Source organism: Bradyrhizobium sp. SMVTL-02, from assembly GCF_051853005.1.
GTDB lineage: Bacteria > Pseudomonadota > Alphaproteobacteria > Rhizobiales > Xanthobacteraceae > Bradyrhizobium.
Map to the genome: position 1 here is coordinate 7245788 of NZ_CP182469.1, position 14426 is coordinate 7260213.

Sequence of the window (14426 nt, forward strand, 5' to 3'; positions counted from 1 at the left end):
AGAAAGCACGCCGTGACCGAGCAGCCGCTACTCAACGAGATCAAGGCGCTGATCAAAGCCTCAGGCCCGATGCCGGTCTGGCGGTACATGGAACTGTGCCTGATGCATCCGCGCTATGGCTATTACGTCGCGCGCGATCCGCTCGGCCGTGAGGGCGACTTCACGACGGCCCCAGAAGTCAGCCAGATGTTCGGCGAGCTCCTGGGCCTGTGGACCGCCTCGGTGTGGAAGCAGATGGGCTCGCCGCAATTTTTGCGGCTGATCGAGCTCGGCCCCGGCCGCGGCACCATGATGGCGGATGCGCTGCGCGCGCTTCGCGTGCTGCCGCCGCTGTACCAGGCGCTGCATATCCACATGGTCGAGATCAATCCGGTGCTGCGCGAGCGGCAGAGCGCGACGCTGGCAGGGGTGCGCAACATCGCCTGGCACGACAGCATCGACGACGTGCCCGAGGGGCCGAGCGTCATCCTCGCCAACGAATATTTCGACGTGCTGCCGATCCACCAGATGGTGAAGGGGGAGAACGGCTGGCACGAGCGCGTGATCGAGATCGACCCGAACGGCAAGCTTCAATTCGGCATGGCGTCCGAGCCGACGCCACGCTTCGACGTGCTGCTGCCGCCTTTGGTGCGCGCCGCCCCGGTCGGCGCCGTGTTCGAATGGCGACCGGACGGCGAGATCATGAAGCTCGCCACGCGCGTACGCGACCAGGACGGCGCGGCGCTGATCATCGATTACGGCCACCTCCGCAGCGATGTCGGCGACACCTTCCAGGCGATCGCGCGCCACACCTTCACCGATCCCCTGAAGGCGCCAGGCCAGGCCGACGTCACCGCCCATGTCGACTTCCAGGCGCTGGCGCGCGCAGCCGAGGATGTCGGCGCCCGTGTGCACGGTCCGGTGACCCAAGGAGACTTCCTCAAGCGCGTCGGCATTGACACCCGCGCGGCGGCGCTGATGCAGAAGGCGACGCCGGAGGTCGCCACCGACATTTCGGTGGCGCTCAAGCGCCTGACCGACACGGGACGCAGCGGCATGGGCTCGATGTTCAAGGTGCTCGGCATCTCCGAGCCGCGGCTGACAGGCATTGCCGGCCTCAGCGATCTCGAACACGCCGGAGGACATTGATGACTGTTGCCTCGTCCCTGCTGTCGGCGGTGCCCGGCCTGCGCCACGCCTTCTTCACCCGCGAGGGCGGTGTCTCCAGCGGCATCTACTCGGCGCTGAACGGCGGGCTCGGCTCCAACGACGATCAGGCCCTCGTCGCGGAGAACCGCCGCCGCATGGCGGAGCATGTCGGCGTCACGCCGGAACGTCTCGTCAGCCTGCATCAGATCCATTCGCCCGACGTGCTCGTTGCCGAAATGCCGTGGCCGAGCGGACCGCGCCCGAAGGGCGACGCGCTGGTGACGAAGACGCCCGGCATCGCGCTCGGCGTCTCCACCGCCGATTGCGGGCCGGTGCTGTTCGTCGATCCCAATGCGCGCGTGATCGGCGGCGCACATGCCGGCTGGAAAGGCGCGCTGACCGGCGTGCTGGAATCGACGATCTCGGCCATGGAGAAGCTCGGCGCCACGCGCAGCGGCATCATCGCCGCGATCGGTCCGCTGATCCGCCAGGAGAGCTACGAGGTCGGCAACGAGTTCGTCGCGCGCTTCATCGAGGCGGATGCGGACAACGCGGTGTTCTTCATCCCGTCGGTACGCGAGGGACACGCGATGTTCGATCTCGCCGGCTTCATCCGCAAGCGACTGGAAGCCGCGGGCATCCTGATGATCGACGACCTGGGTCTCGACACCTACGCCGACGAGCGCTTCTTCAGCTATCGCCGCTCGGTGCATCGCAAGGAGCCGGATTACGGCCGGCACGTTCACGCGATCGCGCTTGAAGCGTGAACACAAGAGCAACCCCGTGTCATTCCGGGGCGATGCTCTGACGGGATCACCGTGTGTTGTGTCGCCTCCGCCCTAGACCTTAATCGATTTTAACGATATCGCTGCCCTCCATAATGAGGGATGCGTCATTCATCTTCGGCCGCGCGGGTTCGCGCGTGCTGGCGGTCGTGCTGCTGGTAGCAGCGGCCGCGCTCGGCGGCTGCGCCGGTGGCGGTGGCGGTGCCGCCACCTCCTATGCGATGGCGCCGAGCACCGGCTCGGGAGCGACGGTCGCCTTCGAATCCATCGACGGGCCGCCGCCGCAGGTGTTCGACCGCATGGTCGGCGTGCTCGACAGCGAATCCAAGCTGCGCAGCCTCTCCGTCGTCTCCCGCGAGGGGACGGCCGCCTACCGCGTGCGCAGCTACCTCTCCGCCCAGGTCGTGCGCGGCAAGACCGTGATCGCCTGGGTCTGGGACGTCTACGACGCCAACCAGCAGCGGGCGCTGCGCCTTTCCGGCGAGGAACCGACCTCGGCCAAGGGCGCTCGCGATGCGCCCCGCGATCCTTGGGCCGCGGCCGATGACCTCGTGCTGCGGAAGATCGCCCAGGCCGGATTCAGTGGACTTTCCAACATGATCAATGGGACGCCGGATATCCCGGGCTCTGTCCCGGGCCTGCGCGGACCGGCGGTGGCGAGCGTGATCAAGGAGAGCCCGGTGCCGGACATGCCAGCCTCGGCGCTCAGCTATGCCGAGTGATAACCCCCGCTAAACCACGGGCCCAGTTTGCGGCCAAGCCGTTGGCCGGACTCGGGATTTCAAAGGGAAAACGTAGCGTCCCGGGTTGCCATTGCGGCCCCCGGCCTGATATTTCCTCGCCCGTCGTAACCGTGCTGTCAGTGGGTATTTTCTGATGTTGAACGTCGTATCCAGCAAAGCGCGGGAGGAAGCGTCCATGTCGGCCAAGAACGGCTCTATCAAGCTCGTCGCCGGCAACTCCAATCCGGCACTCGCCCAGGCGATCGCGCAAGGTCTCAACATGCCGCTGACCAAGGCCGTGGTCCGGCGCTTCGCCGACATGGAGATCTTCGTCGAGGTCCAGGAGAACATCCGCGGCTCGGATGCCTTCATCATCCAGTCGACCTCGTTTCCGGCCAACGACATCTGATGGAGCTGCTGATCATCACCGACGCGCTGCGCCGCTCCTCGGCGCGCCGCATCACCGCAGTGATCCCCTATTTCGGCTATGCCAGGCAGGACCGCCGCTCCGGCTCGCGCACGCCGATCTCGGCCAAGCTCGTCGCCAATCTGATCACCCATGCCGGCGTCGACCGCGTCATGACGCTCGACCTGCATGCCGGCCAGATCCAGGGCTTCTTCGATATCCCGACCGACAATCTGTTCGCGGCCCCCCTGATGGTGCGTGACATCCGCGAACGTTTCGACCTCGGCAAGGTGATGGTGGTGTCGCCCGACGTCGGCGGGGTGGCCCGCGCCCGCGGCCTCGCCAAGCGCATCAACACCCCGCTCGCCATCGTCGACAAGCGCCGAGAGCGTCCGGGTGAATCCGAAGTCATGAACGTGATCGGCGACGTCTCCGGCTACAGCTGTATCCTGGTGGACGACATCGTCGATTCCGGCGGCACGCTGGTGAATGCGGCCGACGCGCTGATCGCCAAGGGTGCCAAGGACGTCTACGCCTACATCACCCATGGCGTGCTCTCCGGTGGCGCCGCCGCCCGCATCGCGGGCTCCAGGCTGAAGGAGCTGGTGATCACCGACTCGATCTTGCCGACCGAAGCGGTGACCAAGGCGTCGAACATCCGCACGCTGCCGATCGCCAGCCTGATCTCGGACGCGATCGCGCGCACCGCTGCGGAAGAGTCGGTGTCGAGCCTGTTCGACTGATTTCCTTCGCCTCTCCCCGCTTGCGGCAGGGGAATCGCATATGGGAGTGATATCGCCTGTGGCCATCCTTCGAGACGCCCGCCGTTGGCGGGCCCTCAGGATGAGGACCGAGTACGTTTCGCCAATTCAACGGGCTCTGATGCCACTTAGCCCCATCCTGAGGAGACCGCGAAGCGGTCGTCTCGAAGGACGAGGCGCGCGCTCAGCTCGCGCAAAGAGCCAAATGCGATAGCCCTGGGAAGTGGGGAGAGGGAGAGACATCCTACCCCACGATCCCCGCCGCGACCTGGCCGCGCAGGCGCTCCAGGCCGTGCAACGTCTCGGCGCAGGCGGCCGCGACCTCGACGCCCTTGATGGCAAAATGCCTGCGGAAGAAATCGTAGTGCACCTCGGTCTCGTGGAATTGCTGCGGCGTCAGCACCGCGGAGAACACCGGGACCTCGGTGCGCAGCTGAACGTCCATCAGGGCCTTGATCACGGTGTCGGCGACGAACTCGTGGCGATAGATGCCGCCGTCGACGACGAGGCCGGCGGCGACGATCGCGGTGTAGCGCCGCGTCTTGGCGAGCACCTGCGCGTGCAGCGGTATCTCGAACGAGCCCGGCACCTCGAACACGTCGACATGGGTGAGGTGACGTGCCTCGGCCTCCTTCATGAAGGCGATGCGGGCTTCCTCGACCACGTCGCGGTGCCAGCAGGCCTGCACGAAGGCCACCCGCTGCGGTTTGGCGAAGCGCGGATGCGCGGGTGCCGGATCCTGCGGAACCGGCGGTTGGGTGACTTCGGACGTTTCGGCTTGGGGATCTTGCAACATCTGATTCATGGCTTTCCTCGGTTCAAGGACCAGAATCAGGGCACACGGAACGACAAACAGCCGCATCCTCGCGATGCGTCTGCCACCGACCGTTCTCTTTCATCCGGACTTTAACCGTCGGCTTCGGAGTTGCACCGAATCTGCTGACCCTTCCCTTCGGACAAGACCTTTTCAGGAAGTCCTTGGGAGAAGGCGCTCGCGGGCTTGGGCCTTTCGGCCCTTACCGCCGGTGGGGACTTTCACCCCGCCCTGAGAACATCGGCCGTCCGGAATGAACGGCCTGACCGGAAATATGACGCCTGCCGGCGGTCACAGCAAGCGCGTTCCGCATGGGAAAAGCGCATGGTCCCATGCCGCTATGGCCATCCAGCCTCACCCCGCGGAATTAACGATTGGTCGGCCCGCTCGAATCCGATTCCGGTTTGTTCTCCTCCGTCAGGATTGCGGCTTCCTGCGTTAAGAATTGTGGCGGAGATGAGCTGTGGACGAACGAGTCCTGGCTTGTGGACGGACTCGCGACCCGGTTGCGCAGATTCCGCAAATCACATCACTTGATCCGCGACAGGCCCGCGCTGATCCGAGGGGATCGCGTAGCGTTTAGGGAGCGCGCGCCGGGCCCAACCGCGTGCGTATCAACGACAACAAGAAGGCAAGAGGTCGAGACGGCATGTCCCTGCTCGAAGGCAACATCGATTCCCGAAACCATCCGCTCGCGGTGGTCGAGGATATCGCTGCCAGCAACAACTGGCCGTTCGAACGCTCCGGCGAAGATGAGCTCACGATTGTCTCCAAGGGACAATGGACCGACTACCAGCTCTCCTTCACCTGGATGGGCGAGATCGAGGCGCTGCATCTGGCCTGCGCGTTCGACATGAAGATTCCGCTCGCGCGGCGGAGCGAAGTGCAGCGGCTCGTCGCCGCGGTGAACGAGCAGCTGTGGGTCGGCCATTTCGATCTGTGGACCAACACCGGCATGGTGATGCACCGCCAGGCCTTGGTGCTGCCGGGCGGCCTCACCGCCTCGACCGCGCAATGCGAGGCCATGCTGGCCGGCGCCATCCACGCCTGCGAGCGCTACTTCCCGGCGTTCCAGTTCGTGGTGTGGGCGGGCAAGACCACCGCGCAGGCCATGGACGCGGCGATGTTCGACACGGTGGGCGAGGCGTAGGACGCGCTCACCACGTAGGAGAGAGCCGGTGCTCCCTCCCCAACGTCATCCCGGACAAACGCGCTCGAAGCGCGCGCAGATCCGCGATCCATGCCGCGTGATTTCGCTTGTGGCACGCGGCTTGTTGCCGGGACCTCCATCCACTAGAACTCGTGGTCATGGGTCCCGGCCCCCGTGCGCAATTGCGCACCAGGCCGGGACGACACCTTTGTTTGTGGTGACCCCAGTGGCAAACAGCACCCTTCAAAACATCACCGGCACCATCCTGCTCGCCGGCGCCGGCAAGATGGGCGGCGCGATGCTGGCCGGATGGCTGGCAGGCGGACTCGATCCGCGCCGCGTCGCAGTGATCGATCCGTACATCTCGCCGGAGATCACCGCGCTTGCCGCCCGAGGCGTCGCGCTCAATCCCGACGTGAAGGCCGCAGGCACCGTCGAGACGCTGGTCGTCGCGGTGAAGCCGCAGATGTTCCGCGAGGCCGGCGCCAGGCTGAAATCATTCGTGTCGGAAAACACCTCGGTGGTCTCGATCATGGCGGGAACCACGATCGCCTCGCTCGAGGAGGTCTGCGGCGGCGCCGTGGTGCGCGCGATGCCGAACACGCCGGCCGCGATCGGCCGCGGCATCACCGTTGCCGTTGCGGCGAAGACCGTCAGCGTCGCGCAGCGCGCCGTGGCCGACGCGCTGCTGCGTGCCACCGGCTCGGTCGAATGGGTCGAGGACGAGGGCCTCATGGACGCGGTGACCGCCGTCTCCGGTTCGGGCCCGGCCTATGTGTTCCTGCTCGCAGAAGAACTCGCGCGCGCCGGCGTCGAAGCGGGATTGCCTGAAGCGCTGGCGACCAAGCTCGCGCGCGTGACCGTCGCCGGCTCCGGCGAACTGCTGCACCAGTCGGAGCTCCCCTCCGCAACTCTGCGCCAGAACGTCACCTCGCCCGGCGGCACCACGGCCGCGGCGCTTGGCGTGCTGATGGGCGAGCCGGGCCTGCGCGATCTGATGATCCGTGCGATCGCGGCGGCGACGAAGCGGTCGAAGGAATTGGCGAAGTAGAAAGTGCCGTCGGGTGGGCAAAGCAAAGCGTGCCACCGCCTCAATCGGGATTGGGGAGGGATGGTGGGCACAGCGCTTCGCGCCTTTGCCCGCCCTTACGATTTCGAGGCGGCGGCTAATCGCTTGTTGAACATCTCGACATTCACGAGCCCGCGCGCGTGCCGGCCTTCGCCGAGCTTGCGCGTGCCCTCGAATGCCTCGACCTCGAAGCGGATGACGCGGCGCTCGACGGCAACGACGCTTGCGGTGGTCCGCACTGTCGCGCCGACCAAGGCAGCTGCGAGATGGCGGATGTCGACCTCGGTGCCGACGGTGACCCAGCCCGGCTGAAGCGCGGCGCGGATCGCATCGCCCGATGTCATCTCCATCTCCAGGATCATCATCGGCGTCGCATACACAAAAGGCATGCCGGGCACGAAATGCCCGACCGTGCGCTCCACAGGCACCACCAGCGTGCGCTCGGCGCTCATGCCGATCTTGATGAAGTCGCGTGCGTCCATGCTGCTTGCTCGTCATCCCGGGGCGCGCAAAGCGCGAACCCGGAATCCGGAGATTGTCGATCGAGATTCCGGGTTCAGCCCTGACGCGCTGCCCGGAATGACGCTAACGCGTCACTTCTTCGCCGCCGCCGCGCGCTCTACAAAGGTCTTGCCGCCCTTCATCTTGTGGCGGAGCGGGGCTTCATTGATCTGGATGACGACGGCGTCGGCTTCGACGCCGAGATTCTTCACCAGCGCCTGCGTAATGTCGCGCATCATGCCGGCCTTCTGCTCGTCGGTGCGGCCCTCGGCCATGCTGATGGTGATCTCAGGCATTGTCTTCTCCCTGCTGCTGTCGTCACGGTCGGGCTTATCCCGGCCATTCATCATTTGAAAGATGGATGCGCGGGTCAAGCCCGCGCATGACCGATGGAGGAATGGCTAGCCCCAGCTCACGTCATGGCGCGCGAGGACTTCACGCACTTTCGTGACGAGATCGGCTTCGCCGCAGGAGAACTGCGCCGGGCGGGTCCCGCGCCATTCCTGGTTGGAAGCGATCGCGGCGGCTGCCTTCGCACCCTCGACCAGGTCCTTGATCTGCACCTCGCCACGCGCCTTCTCGTCCGAGCCCTGGATGATGACGCAGGGACTGTTGCGGCGGTCGGCATATTTGAGCTGGTTGCCCATGTTCTTGGGATTGCCGAGATAGAGCTCGGCGCGGATGCCGGCACCTCGCAAGCTTGCCACCATCTTCTGATAGTCGGCGACGCGGTCGCGGTCGAACACGGTGACGACGACGGGCCCGGATTCGGGCCGCGTGTCGAGCTTGCCGAGCAGCGTCAGCGCGGCTTGCAGCCGCGAGACCCCGATTGAAAATCCGGTCGCCGGCACCGGCTCGCCGCGGAAGCGCGAGACGAGGCCATCGTAGCGGCCGCCGCCGCCGACCGAGCCGAAGCGCACCGGGCGGCCCTTCTCGTCCTTGGTGTCGAGCAGCAATTCGACCTCGTAGACGGGGCCGGTGTAATATTCAAGGCCGCGCACGACGGAGGGATCGATCTTGATGCGGTCCGCGCCGTAACCCGACGCCGTCACCAGTTTTGCAATTTCTTCCAGTTCGCTCACGCCAGCTTGACCAATCTCGCTCTTGGCGAGGTAGGTTTCCGCGGCGGCAATCGCCTCTTTCCAATCCTCGCGCGGCCTGGTGATGGCGAGAACAACGTCAGCTTCAGCTTCGCCGAGGTTGGCGCCTTTGGTGAAGTCGCCCTTGCCTTCCTCGCCGCCATCCCATCGCCCGGGACCGAGCAGCTTGCGCACCTCGTCGGCGGAGAACTTGTCGAGCTTGTCGATGGCGCGCAGCACGGTCAGCCTGCGGCCTGCGTTCTCGGCGCCGGCGAGCCCGATGGCCTCCAGAACGCCGTCGAGCACTTTTCGGTTGTTGACCTTCACGACATAGGAGCCGCGCGCAATGCCAAGCGCTTCCATCGTGTCGGCCGCCATCATGCAGATCTCGGCATCCGCCGCCGGGGTCGCCGAGCCGACCGTGTCGGCATCGAACTGCATGAACTGGCGGAAGCGACCGGGGCCGGGCTTCTCGTTGCGGAACACGTAGCCGGCGCGGTAGCTGCGATAGGGCTTTGGCAGCGTGTCGAAATTCTCGGCGACGTAGCGGGCCAGCGGCGCGGTCAGGTCGTAGCGCAGGCTGATCCACTGCTCGTCGTCGTCCTGGAACGAGAACACGCCCTCGTTCGGGCGATCCTGATCGGGCAGGAACTTGCCGAGCGCGTCGGTGAACTCCATCGCCGGTGTCTCCACCGGCTCGAAACCGTAGAGCTCGTAGACGGCGCGGATCTTCTCGACCATCTCGCGCGTCGCCCGGATCGCGGCGGGATCGCGATCCTCGAGCCCGCGCGGCAGGCGCGCCTTCAGTTTCTGCGGTTTTTTGGGTTTCTCGGCCATGCGCGGCGTTTACCAGCCGACACGCGGGGGAGCAACCGGGGTGTTCTCACCTCGCCCCGCTTGCGGGGAGAGGTCGGCCGCGAAGCGACCGGGTGAGGGGGACTCTTCGCGAGTCCAACTGTCACCGCCCCTGCGGAGACTCCCCCTCACCCTACTTCTCCCCGCAGGCGGGGAGAGGGGAAGAGAATTCACGGCTGCTCCATCCGCGCCCGGAGCGCGTCGGCGTCGGATCTCGGCATGGATTTGAGCAGCGGCTTGATGGTTTCGCCGCCGACGATCTTGCCGTTGCGCATGAACATCCAGTCCGAGATGTCGGCATCCTTGAACGCGGCGAGGTCTCCGAACCGTTTTTCTGGCAGGTTTCGAGGCGTGTCCGCGAAACGCGCGGTATATTCGCCACTCGGAAGCTTCTTCACGTCGCTCATCCAGATGTGCTCGTCATTGCCGACCGTCCGAAATCGCACCTTGAGAGAGTGATCCGTCTCCATCCGTTTTGGCGCCTCATAGGAAGCCCAGAAGACAGGTAGCGTCGCACGTGCGCGAGCGATCGCGGCATTCATCTCGGCGTCTGTGTCGGCCACGCTGATGACCCGGTCCGCCACCTCGACCGTCGGCCCAGGCCCCAATGTTAGAACACCGAAGACGGCCACTGCCGTTACGACAGCGGATAGGGCCCATTTGATCGGCAGGGGGAGATAGGCTGGCATGATCGCAACGTCTGAGAACCTTGATGTCCCAGCCATTGTGATATAGTTGCGAGGACACTTTCAACAACTAAAGGTTGAACTCCCGGCAAAAACGGAGCGCACCGCCTTCGCCGGAAGATGCGCCGCCGATCCTTTCGCGAGCTTGGCCCCGGCACTCGGTCCGGGACCAGGCATCAGAACACCTTGCGGATCCAGTTATGCGGATCGTTGGTGCGGCCGTACTGGATGTCGACGAGCTGCTTGCGCAGGCCCATGGCGACGGGGCCGGCGGCTCCGCCCGAGATCTCGAAATCGCCGCTCACCGAACGCACCTTGCCGATCGGCGAGATCACGGCGGCGGTGCCGCAGGCGAAGGCTTCCTTGAGCCTGCCGGAGGCCGCATCCTTGCGCCACTGGTCGAGGGAATAGGGCTCCTCGCGCACCGTCTTGCCGGCATCGCGGGCGAGCGCGATGATGGAGTCGCGGGTGATGCCGGGCAGGATGGTGCCGAGCGGCGGCGTCGAGAGCGAGCCGTCGTCGAACACGAAGAAGATGTTCATGCCGCCGAGCTCCTCGATGTAACGGCGCTCGACTGCGTCGAGGAAGACGACCTGATCGCAGCCGTGCTGGATCGCTTCGGCCTGGGCGCGCAGGCTCGCGGCATAATTGCCGCCGCATTTGACGGCGCCGGTGCCGCCGATCGCAGCGCGCGTGTAGTTCTCGGACACCCAGATCGACACCGGAGCAGGCCCGCCCTTGAAGTATGAACCCACCGGCGAAGCGATCACTGCAAAGATGTATTCGGACGACGGCTTGACGCCGAGGAAGGTCTCGCTCGCGATCATGAAGGGGCGCAGGTACAGGCTGCCCTCGCCGCCCGGCATCCAGGCGCGGTCGATGCGCACGACCTGCTCGACCGCCTCGATGAAGACGTCTTCGGGCAGCTCCGCCATTGCCATGCGGTCGGCGGAATCCTTGAAGCGCCGCGCATTGGCGTCGGGACGGAACAGGTTCACGCCGCCGTCGTCTCGCTTGTAGGCCTTGAGGCCTTCGAAAATTTCCTGGGCATAGTGCAGGACCGCGCCGGCAGGATCGAGCTGGAAGTTGGCGCGCGCCTCGACGCGGGCCTCGTACCAGCCGCCCTTGGCCTGGTTGTAGCGGACGATCGCCATGTGATCGGTGAAGACCCGTCCGAATCCGGGGTCCACCAGCTTGGCGATGCGGTCCTTCTCGGGAGTCGGATTGGATGCGGGCTGGATGTCGAATTTCATGCTCATGTCCTTGCCTCCCGCTGCCGGTGGCGGCGCTATTCTGGCGCCCTCCTGCCCGTTTCGGGGCCGGCTGGCTTGATTGGGTTTCTGGCCGGACCGCCGCCAGCCATGTTACGGCCGGTTTCCGTGGCCAGCATACGTCGCCGAGGACATGCTTTTGCGGAAGGCGGAAGTCCAGTATGTTTTGCCGAAATGCCGCTCGACAATCGCACGGTAGATCTGCTTCGGCCGTCGCCGCCTGTCCGGCTCTCTCCGGCCGCCCTGCTACGATGCCACCCGGTGCGAAACGATCTAAAATTTCGTGCGGGCCGATCCTTTTGTAACATTGAACCCAAGAAACGTCAATATGCCTGACATAAATTTCGCGACTCCCCCTCAAGATGCCGCCGGGTCCAGGCCTGCCGCAGGCGACGGAGGCAATTTGCGCTGGGATATCATCGAGCTGCTGTTCTTCGCCTATCGCGATTTCGTCGGTGATCCCGACCAGGAACTGGAGGCGTTCGGCTTCGGTCGGGCCCACCACCGCGTCATGCACTTCGTCTACCGCTATCCCGGGCTGAAGGTTGCCGACCTGCTCGACGTCCTGCGCATCACAAAACAGTCGCTCGGCCGGGTGCTCAAGCAGCTCCTGGACGAGGGCTATATCGTGCAGAAGACCGGCGACAATGACCGCCGCCAGCGCCTGCTCTACGCGACGCCGAAGGGCGAGGCGCTGGTGCAGAAGCTCGCCGGGCTCCAGACCACGCGGATCACCAAGGCACTCGCCGAGATGGGGCCGCAGGACGCCGAGACGGTGAAGCGCTTCCTGCGCGCGATGATCGACCGCGACGATCCGGACAAGGTGCTCGAGACGATCTTCGCCTCCGTCAATCAAGAATCGAAGGAGTGACCGTGCCGCTCGCAGCCACGCTCGCCCGTCCGCCGGTGCAACCGGCCGACGATGCCCCGCATCTGCTGCTGGTCGACGACGACCGCCGTATCCGCGACCTGCTCTCGCGCTTTCTCGCCAGCGAGGGCTACCGCGTCACCACCGCGGCAAGCGCGGGCGATGCGCGCTCGAAACTGCTGGGCCTGCATTTCGACCTCTTGATCCTCGACGTGATGATGCCGGGCGAAACCGGCTTCGACCTCGCCCGCTTCATCCGCACCTCCTCCTCGGTGCCGATCGTGATGCTGACGGCGCGCCACGAGGCGGAGGCTCGCATCGAGGGCCTGCAAATCGGCGCCGACGATTACGTCGCAAAACCGTTCGAGCCGCGTGAGCTTGCGCTGCGCATCAACAACATCCTCAAGCGCGCCGCGCCGCCGCAGCAGGCCGCGACCGTCGAGAAGATCGCGTTCGGTCCCTATGTCTACCATCTCGATCGCGGCGAATTGCGACAAGGCGAGGAGGTCATCCACCTCACCGACCGCGAGCGCGAGATGCTGCGCATTCTCTCGGAGACGCCGGGCGAGACCGTGCCGCGCAGCGCGCTGACCGGCAATGGCAGCGTCAACGAGCGCGCCGTGGACGTGCAGATCAACCGCCTCCGGCGCAAGATCGAGACCGACCCGGCCAATCCGCTGTTCCTGCAGGCGGTGCGCGGCATCGGCTATCGTCTGGTGGCCTCGCCATAGATCAAGTGAAGCGCACTAAATGAGCACGATCGATACCGGCCTGACGCTTCTGAAGAGCGCCGCCGGCCGCGTCTCCGCCGCCAATGGCTGGATGGGCAACGCGTTCAAGGGCTGGATGCCGACCGGCCTCTATGCCCGCGCGCTGCTCATCATGATCGTGCCGATGGTGATCCTGCAGACCGTGGTCGCCTTCGTGTTCATGGAGCGGCACTGGAACACGGTGACGCGACGGCTGTCGGCTGCGGTGGTGCAGGACATCGCCGCACTGATCGACGTCTACAAAAGCTATCCGCAGGACAAGGACCGCGCGCAGCTCAAGAGCATTGGGCAGCGGTTGCAGTTGGTGGTCGATTTCCTGCCAGCCGGCGACATGCCGCCGCCGGGACCGAAACCGTTCTTCTCGTTGCTCGACCAGACGCTGTCGGTGCAGCTCGGCCGCCAGATCGGCCGTTCGTTCTGGATCGACACGGTCGGCCGTTCCAACCTCGTCGAGATCCGCATCCAGCTCGACGATGCCGTGATGCGCGTGTTCGCGCAGCGCAGCGCTGCCTATGCCTCGAACTCGGAGATCTTCCTGTTCTGGATGGTCGGCACGTCGTCGATCCTGTTGATCGTCGCGGTGCTGTTCCTGCGCAACCAGATCAAGCCGATCCTGCGGCTTGCCGATGCCGCGGAGAGTTTCGGCAAGGGCCGCGAGGCGCCGAACTTCCGGCCGCGCGGCGCGCGCGAGGTGCGGCGTGCGGCGGTCGCCTTCCTCGAGATGAAGTCGCGCATCGAGCGCACGATGGAGCAGCGCACCGCGATGCTCGCCGGCGTCAGCCACGATCTGCGCACCATCCTGACCCGCTTCAAGCTCGAGCTGGCCCTGATCGGCGAAAACCCCGAGCTCGAGGGCATGCGCAAGGACGTCGACGAGATGTCGATGATGCTGGAGGATTACCTCGCCTTTGCCCGCGGGGATTCCGGCGAGCAGTCGCAGCCGACCGACATGGCACAGGCGCTCGAGGAGCTGCGCAGCGACGCCGAGCGCCACGGCCACACCGCGACCGTGGCGTTCAATGGCCTGCCGGTGGTGACGGTGAAGCCGGCCTCGTTCAAGCGCTGCCTCGCCAACCTCGTCACCAACGCGGCGCGCTACGGCAAGAGCATCGCCATCACCGGCCAGCGCGATCACCGTTATTTGACCGTGACGGTCGAGGACGACGGCCCGGGTATCCCGGCGCATTTGCGCGAAGAGGTGTTCAAGCCGTTCCTGCGGCTCGACAATGCCCGCAACCAGGACGAAGGCGGCACCGGCCTTGGCCTCGCCATCGCCCGCGATATCGCCCGCTCCCATGGCGGCGACATCACGCTGGGCGACAGCGCGATGGGTGGATTGCGGGCGAGCGTGAGGATACCGGTGTAGGTAGCCTCTCCACCTCTCTCCGCTTGCGGGAGAGGTCGGATCGCCCCCGGCGATGCGCAGCATCGTCCGGCGCGATCCGGGTGAGGGGGTACAGGTCTCTCATCGATCTCACGTCTGGTGAGAGGCCCTCAGCTCAACCCTCTCACCGTAATAAAGGGGCGAGGGAGCGCACCAATTTCCGGGCTACGGTCTCAC

14 protein-coding genes, 1 pseudogene and 1 riboswitch are annotated in these 14426 nt (G+C 65.6%); of the genes and pseudogenes, 9 read left to right on the forward strand and 6 right to left on the reverse strand.

The window, feature by feature from the left end; translation table 11 throughout:
• The first annotated feature begins 12 nt into the window (after positions 1-12).
• From ACNJYB_RS34725 to ACNJYB_RS34740, 4 genes and pseudogenes are all read left to right on the forward strand, one after another.
• Positions 13-1128 (forward strand): class I SAM-dependent methyltransferase, encoded by a 1116-nt coding sequence (locus tag ACNJYB_RS34725; protein ID WP_439371103.1) that lies wholly within the window; start codon positions 13-15, stop codon positions 1126-1128.
• On the forward strand, positions 1128-1895 hold the full coding sequence (gene pgeF, locus ACNJYB_RS34730) for a peptidoglycan editing factor PgeF (RefSeq protein WP_439371104.1): 768 nt from the start codon (positions 1128-1130) through the stop codon (positions 1893-1895). The genes ACNJYB_RS34725 and pgeF overlap by 1 nt, the downstream gene beginning before the upstream one ends.
• A gap of 113 nt (positions 1896-2008) precedes the next feature.
• Positions 2009-2635 carry a hypothetical protein gene (locus ACNJYB_RS34735; protein WP_439371106.1) on the forward strand — a complete coding sequence of 209 codons (627 nt, stop codon included), beginning with the start codon at positions 2009-2011 and terminating at the stop codon, positions 2633-2635.
• A gap of 196 nt (positions 2636-2831) precedes the next feature.
• Positions 2832-3784: pseudogene (locus tag ACNJYB_RS34740) on the forward strand (ribose-phosphate pyrophosphokinase).
• A gap of 262 nt (positions 3785-4046) precedes the next feature.
• Here ACNJYB_RS34740 and ACNJYB_RS34745 read toward each other — a convergent pair.
• Entirely contained in the window at positions 4047-4607 is a 561-nt protein-coding gene (locus tag ACNJYB_RS34745) for a 6,7-dimethyl-8-ribityllumazine synthase (protein ID WP_439371107.1), read from the reverse strand.
• Positions 4608-4685: 78 nt separating this feature from the next.
• Positions 4686-4859: riboswitch (FMN riboswitch) on the reverse strand.
• A 406-nt stretch (positions 4860-5265) separates the two neighbouring features.
• Between ACNJYB_RS34745 and ACNJYB_RS34750 the strand changes: the two genes are divergently transcribed.
• Complete coding sequence (locus tag ACNJYB_RS34750; protein ID WP_439371108.1) at positions 5266-5766, forward strand: YbjN domain-containing protein; 501 nt, start codon at positions 5266-5268, stop codon at positions 5764-5766.
• A gap of 226 nt (positions 5767-5992) precedes the next feature.
• Positions 5993-6817: a pyrroline-5-carboxylate reductase gene (gene proC, locus ACNJYB_RS34755; protein ID WP_439371110.1), complete on the forward strand. Its 825-nt coding sequence runs from the start codon at positions 5993-5995 to the stop codon at positions 6815-6817.
• 95 nt (positions 6818-6912) lie between these two features.
• On the opposite strand, the gene ACNJYB_RS34760 is transcribed toward proC, so the two are convergent.
• From ACNJYB_RS34760 to ACNJYB_RS34780, 5 genes are all read right to left on the reverse strand, one after another.
• Positions 6913-7317: a thioesterase family protein gene (locus tag ACNJYB_RS34760; RefSeq protein ID WP_439371112.1), complete on the reverse strand. Its 405-nt coding sequence runs from the start codon at positions 7315-7317 to the stop codon at positions 6913-6915.
• Between the two features lie 111 nt (positions 7318-7428).
• Positions 7429-7632 carry a tautomerase family protein gene (locus tag ACNJYB_RS34765; protein WP_439371113.1) on the reverse strand — a complete coding sequence of 68 codons (204 nt, stop codon included), beginning with the start codon at positions 7630-7632 and terminating at the stop codon, positions 7429-7431.
• A 105-nt stretch (positions 7633-7737) separates the two neighbouring features.
• Complete coding sequence (gene hisS / locus ACNJYB_RS34770; protein ID WP_439371114.1) at positions 7738-9252, reverse strand: histidine--tRNA ligase; 1515 nt, start codon at positions 9250-9252, stop codon at positions 7738-7740.
• Between the two features lie 188 nt (positions 9253-9440).
• Positions 9441-9959, reverse strand: a complete 519-nt coding sequence (locus tag ACNJYB_RS34775) for a DUF2314 domain-containing protein (protein WP_439371116.1) — start codon at positions 9957-9959, stop codon at positions 9441-9443.
• 173 nt (positions 9960-10132) lie between these two features.
• On the reverse strand, positions 10133-11215 hold the full coding sequence (locus ACNJYB_RS34780; RefSeq protein WP_439371117.1) for a branched-chain amino acid aminotransferase: 1083 nt from the start codon (positions 11213-11215) through the stop codon (positions 10133-10135).
• A gap of 340 nt (positions 11216-11555) precedes the next feature.
• On the opposite strand from ACNJYB_RS34780, the gene ACNJYB_RS34785 reads away from it, so the two are divergent.
• Genes ACNJYB_RS34785 through ACNJYB_RS34795 form a run of 3 tightly spaced genes read left to right on the forward strand, consistent with a single transcriptional unit; the run spans position 11556 to position 14231 of the window.
• Positions 11556-12098 (forward strand): MarR family winged helix-turn-helix transcriptional regulator, encoded by a 543-nt coding sequence (locus ACNJYB_RS34785; protein ID WP_439371118.1) that lies wholly within the window; start codon positions 11556-11558, stop codon positions 12096-12098.
• Positions 12095-12826, forward strand: coding sequence for a response regulator (locus tag ACNJYB_RS34790; RefSeq protein WP_283023652.1), 732 nt, complete (start codon positions 12095-12097; stop codon positions 12824-12826). Before ACNJYB_RS34785 ends, ACNJYB_RS34790 begins: the two co-directional genes overlap by 4 nt.
• 19 nt (positions 12827-12845) lie before the next feature.
• Complete coding sequence (locus tag ACNJYB_RS34795; protein ID WP_439371120.1) at positions 12846-14231, forward strand: ATP-binding protein; 1386 nt, start codon at positions 12846-12848, stop codon at positions 14229-14231.
• Positions 14232-14426 lie beyond the last annotated feature (195 nt).

Coding starts and splice junctions, on each gene's coding strand:
- pgeF (WP_439371104.1), top strand. CDS start 1,128: ATGACTGTTGCCTCGTCCCTGCTGTCGGCGGTGCCCGGCCTGCGCCAC.
- ACNJYB_RS34735 (WP_439371106.1), top strand. CDS start 2,009: ATGAGGGATGCGTCATTCATCTTCGGCCGCGCGGGTTCGCGCGTGCTG.
- ACNJYB_RS34745 (WP_439371107.1), bottom strand. CDS start 4,607: ATGAATCAGATGTTGCAAGATCCCCAAGCCGAAACGTCCGAAGTCACC.
- ACNJYB_RS34750 (WP_439371108.1), top strand. CDS start 5,266: ATGTCCCTGCTCGAAGGCAACATCGATTCCCGAAACCATCCGCTCGCG.
- ACNJYB_RS34760 (WP_439371112.1), bottom strand. CDS start 7,317: ATGGACGCACGCGACTTCATCAAGATCGGCATGAGCGCCGAGCGCACG.
- ACNJYB_RS34765 (WP_439371113.1), bottom strand. CDS start 7,632: ATGCCTGAGATCACCATCAGCATGGCCGAGGGCCGCACCGACGAGCAG.
- hisS (WP_439371114.1), bottom strand. CDS start 9,252: ATGGCCGAGAAACCCAAAAAACCGCAGAAACTGAAGGCGCGCCTGCCG.
- ACNJYB_RS34775 (WP_439371116.1), bottom strand. CDS start 9,959: ATGCCAGCCTATCTCCCCCTGCCGATCAAATGGGCCCTATCCGCTGTC.
- ACNJYB_RS34780 (WP_439371117.1), bottom strand. CDS start 11,215: ATGAGCATGAAATTCGACATCCAGCCCGCATCCAATCCGACTCCCGAG.
- ACNJYB_RS34785 (WP_439371118.1), top strand. CDS start 11,556: ATGCCTGACATAAATTTCGCGACTCCCCCTCAAGATGCCGCCGGGTCC.
- ACNJYB_RS34795 (WP_439371120.1), top strand. CDS start 12,846: ATGAGCACGATCGATACCGGCCTGACGCTTCTGAAGAGCGCCGCCGGC.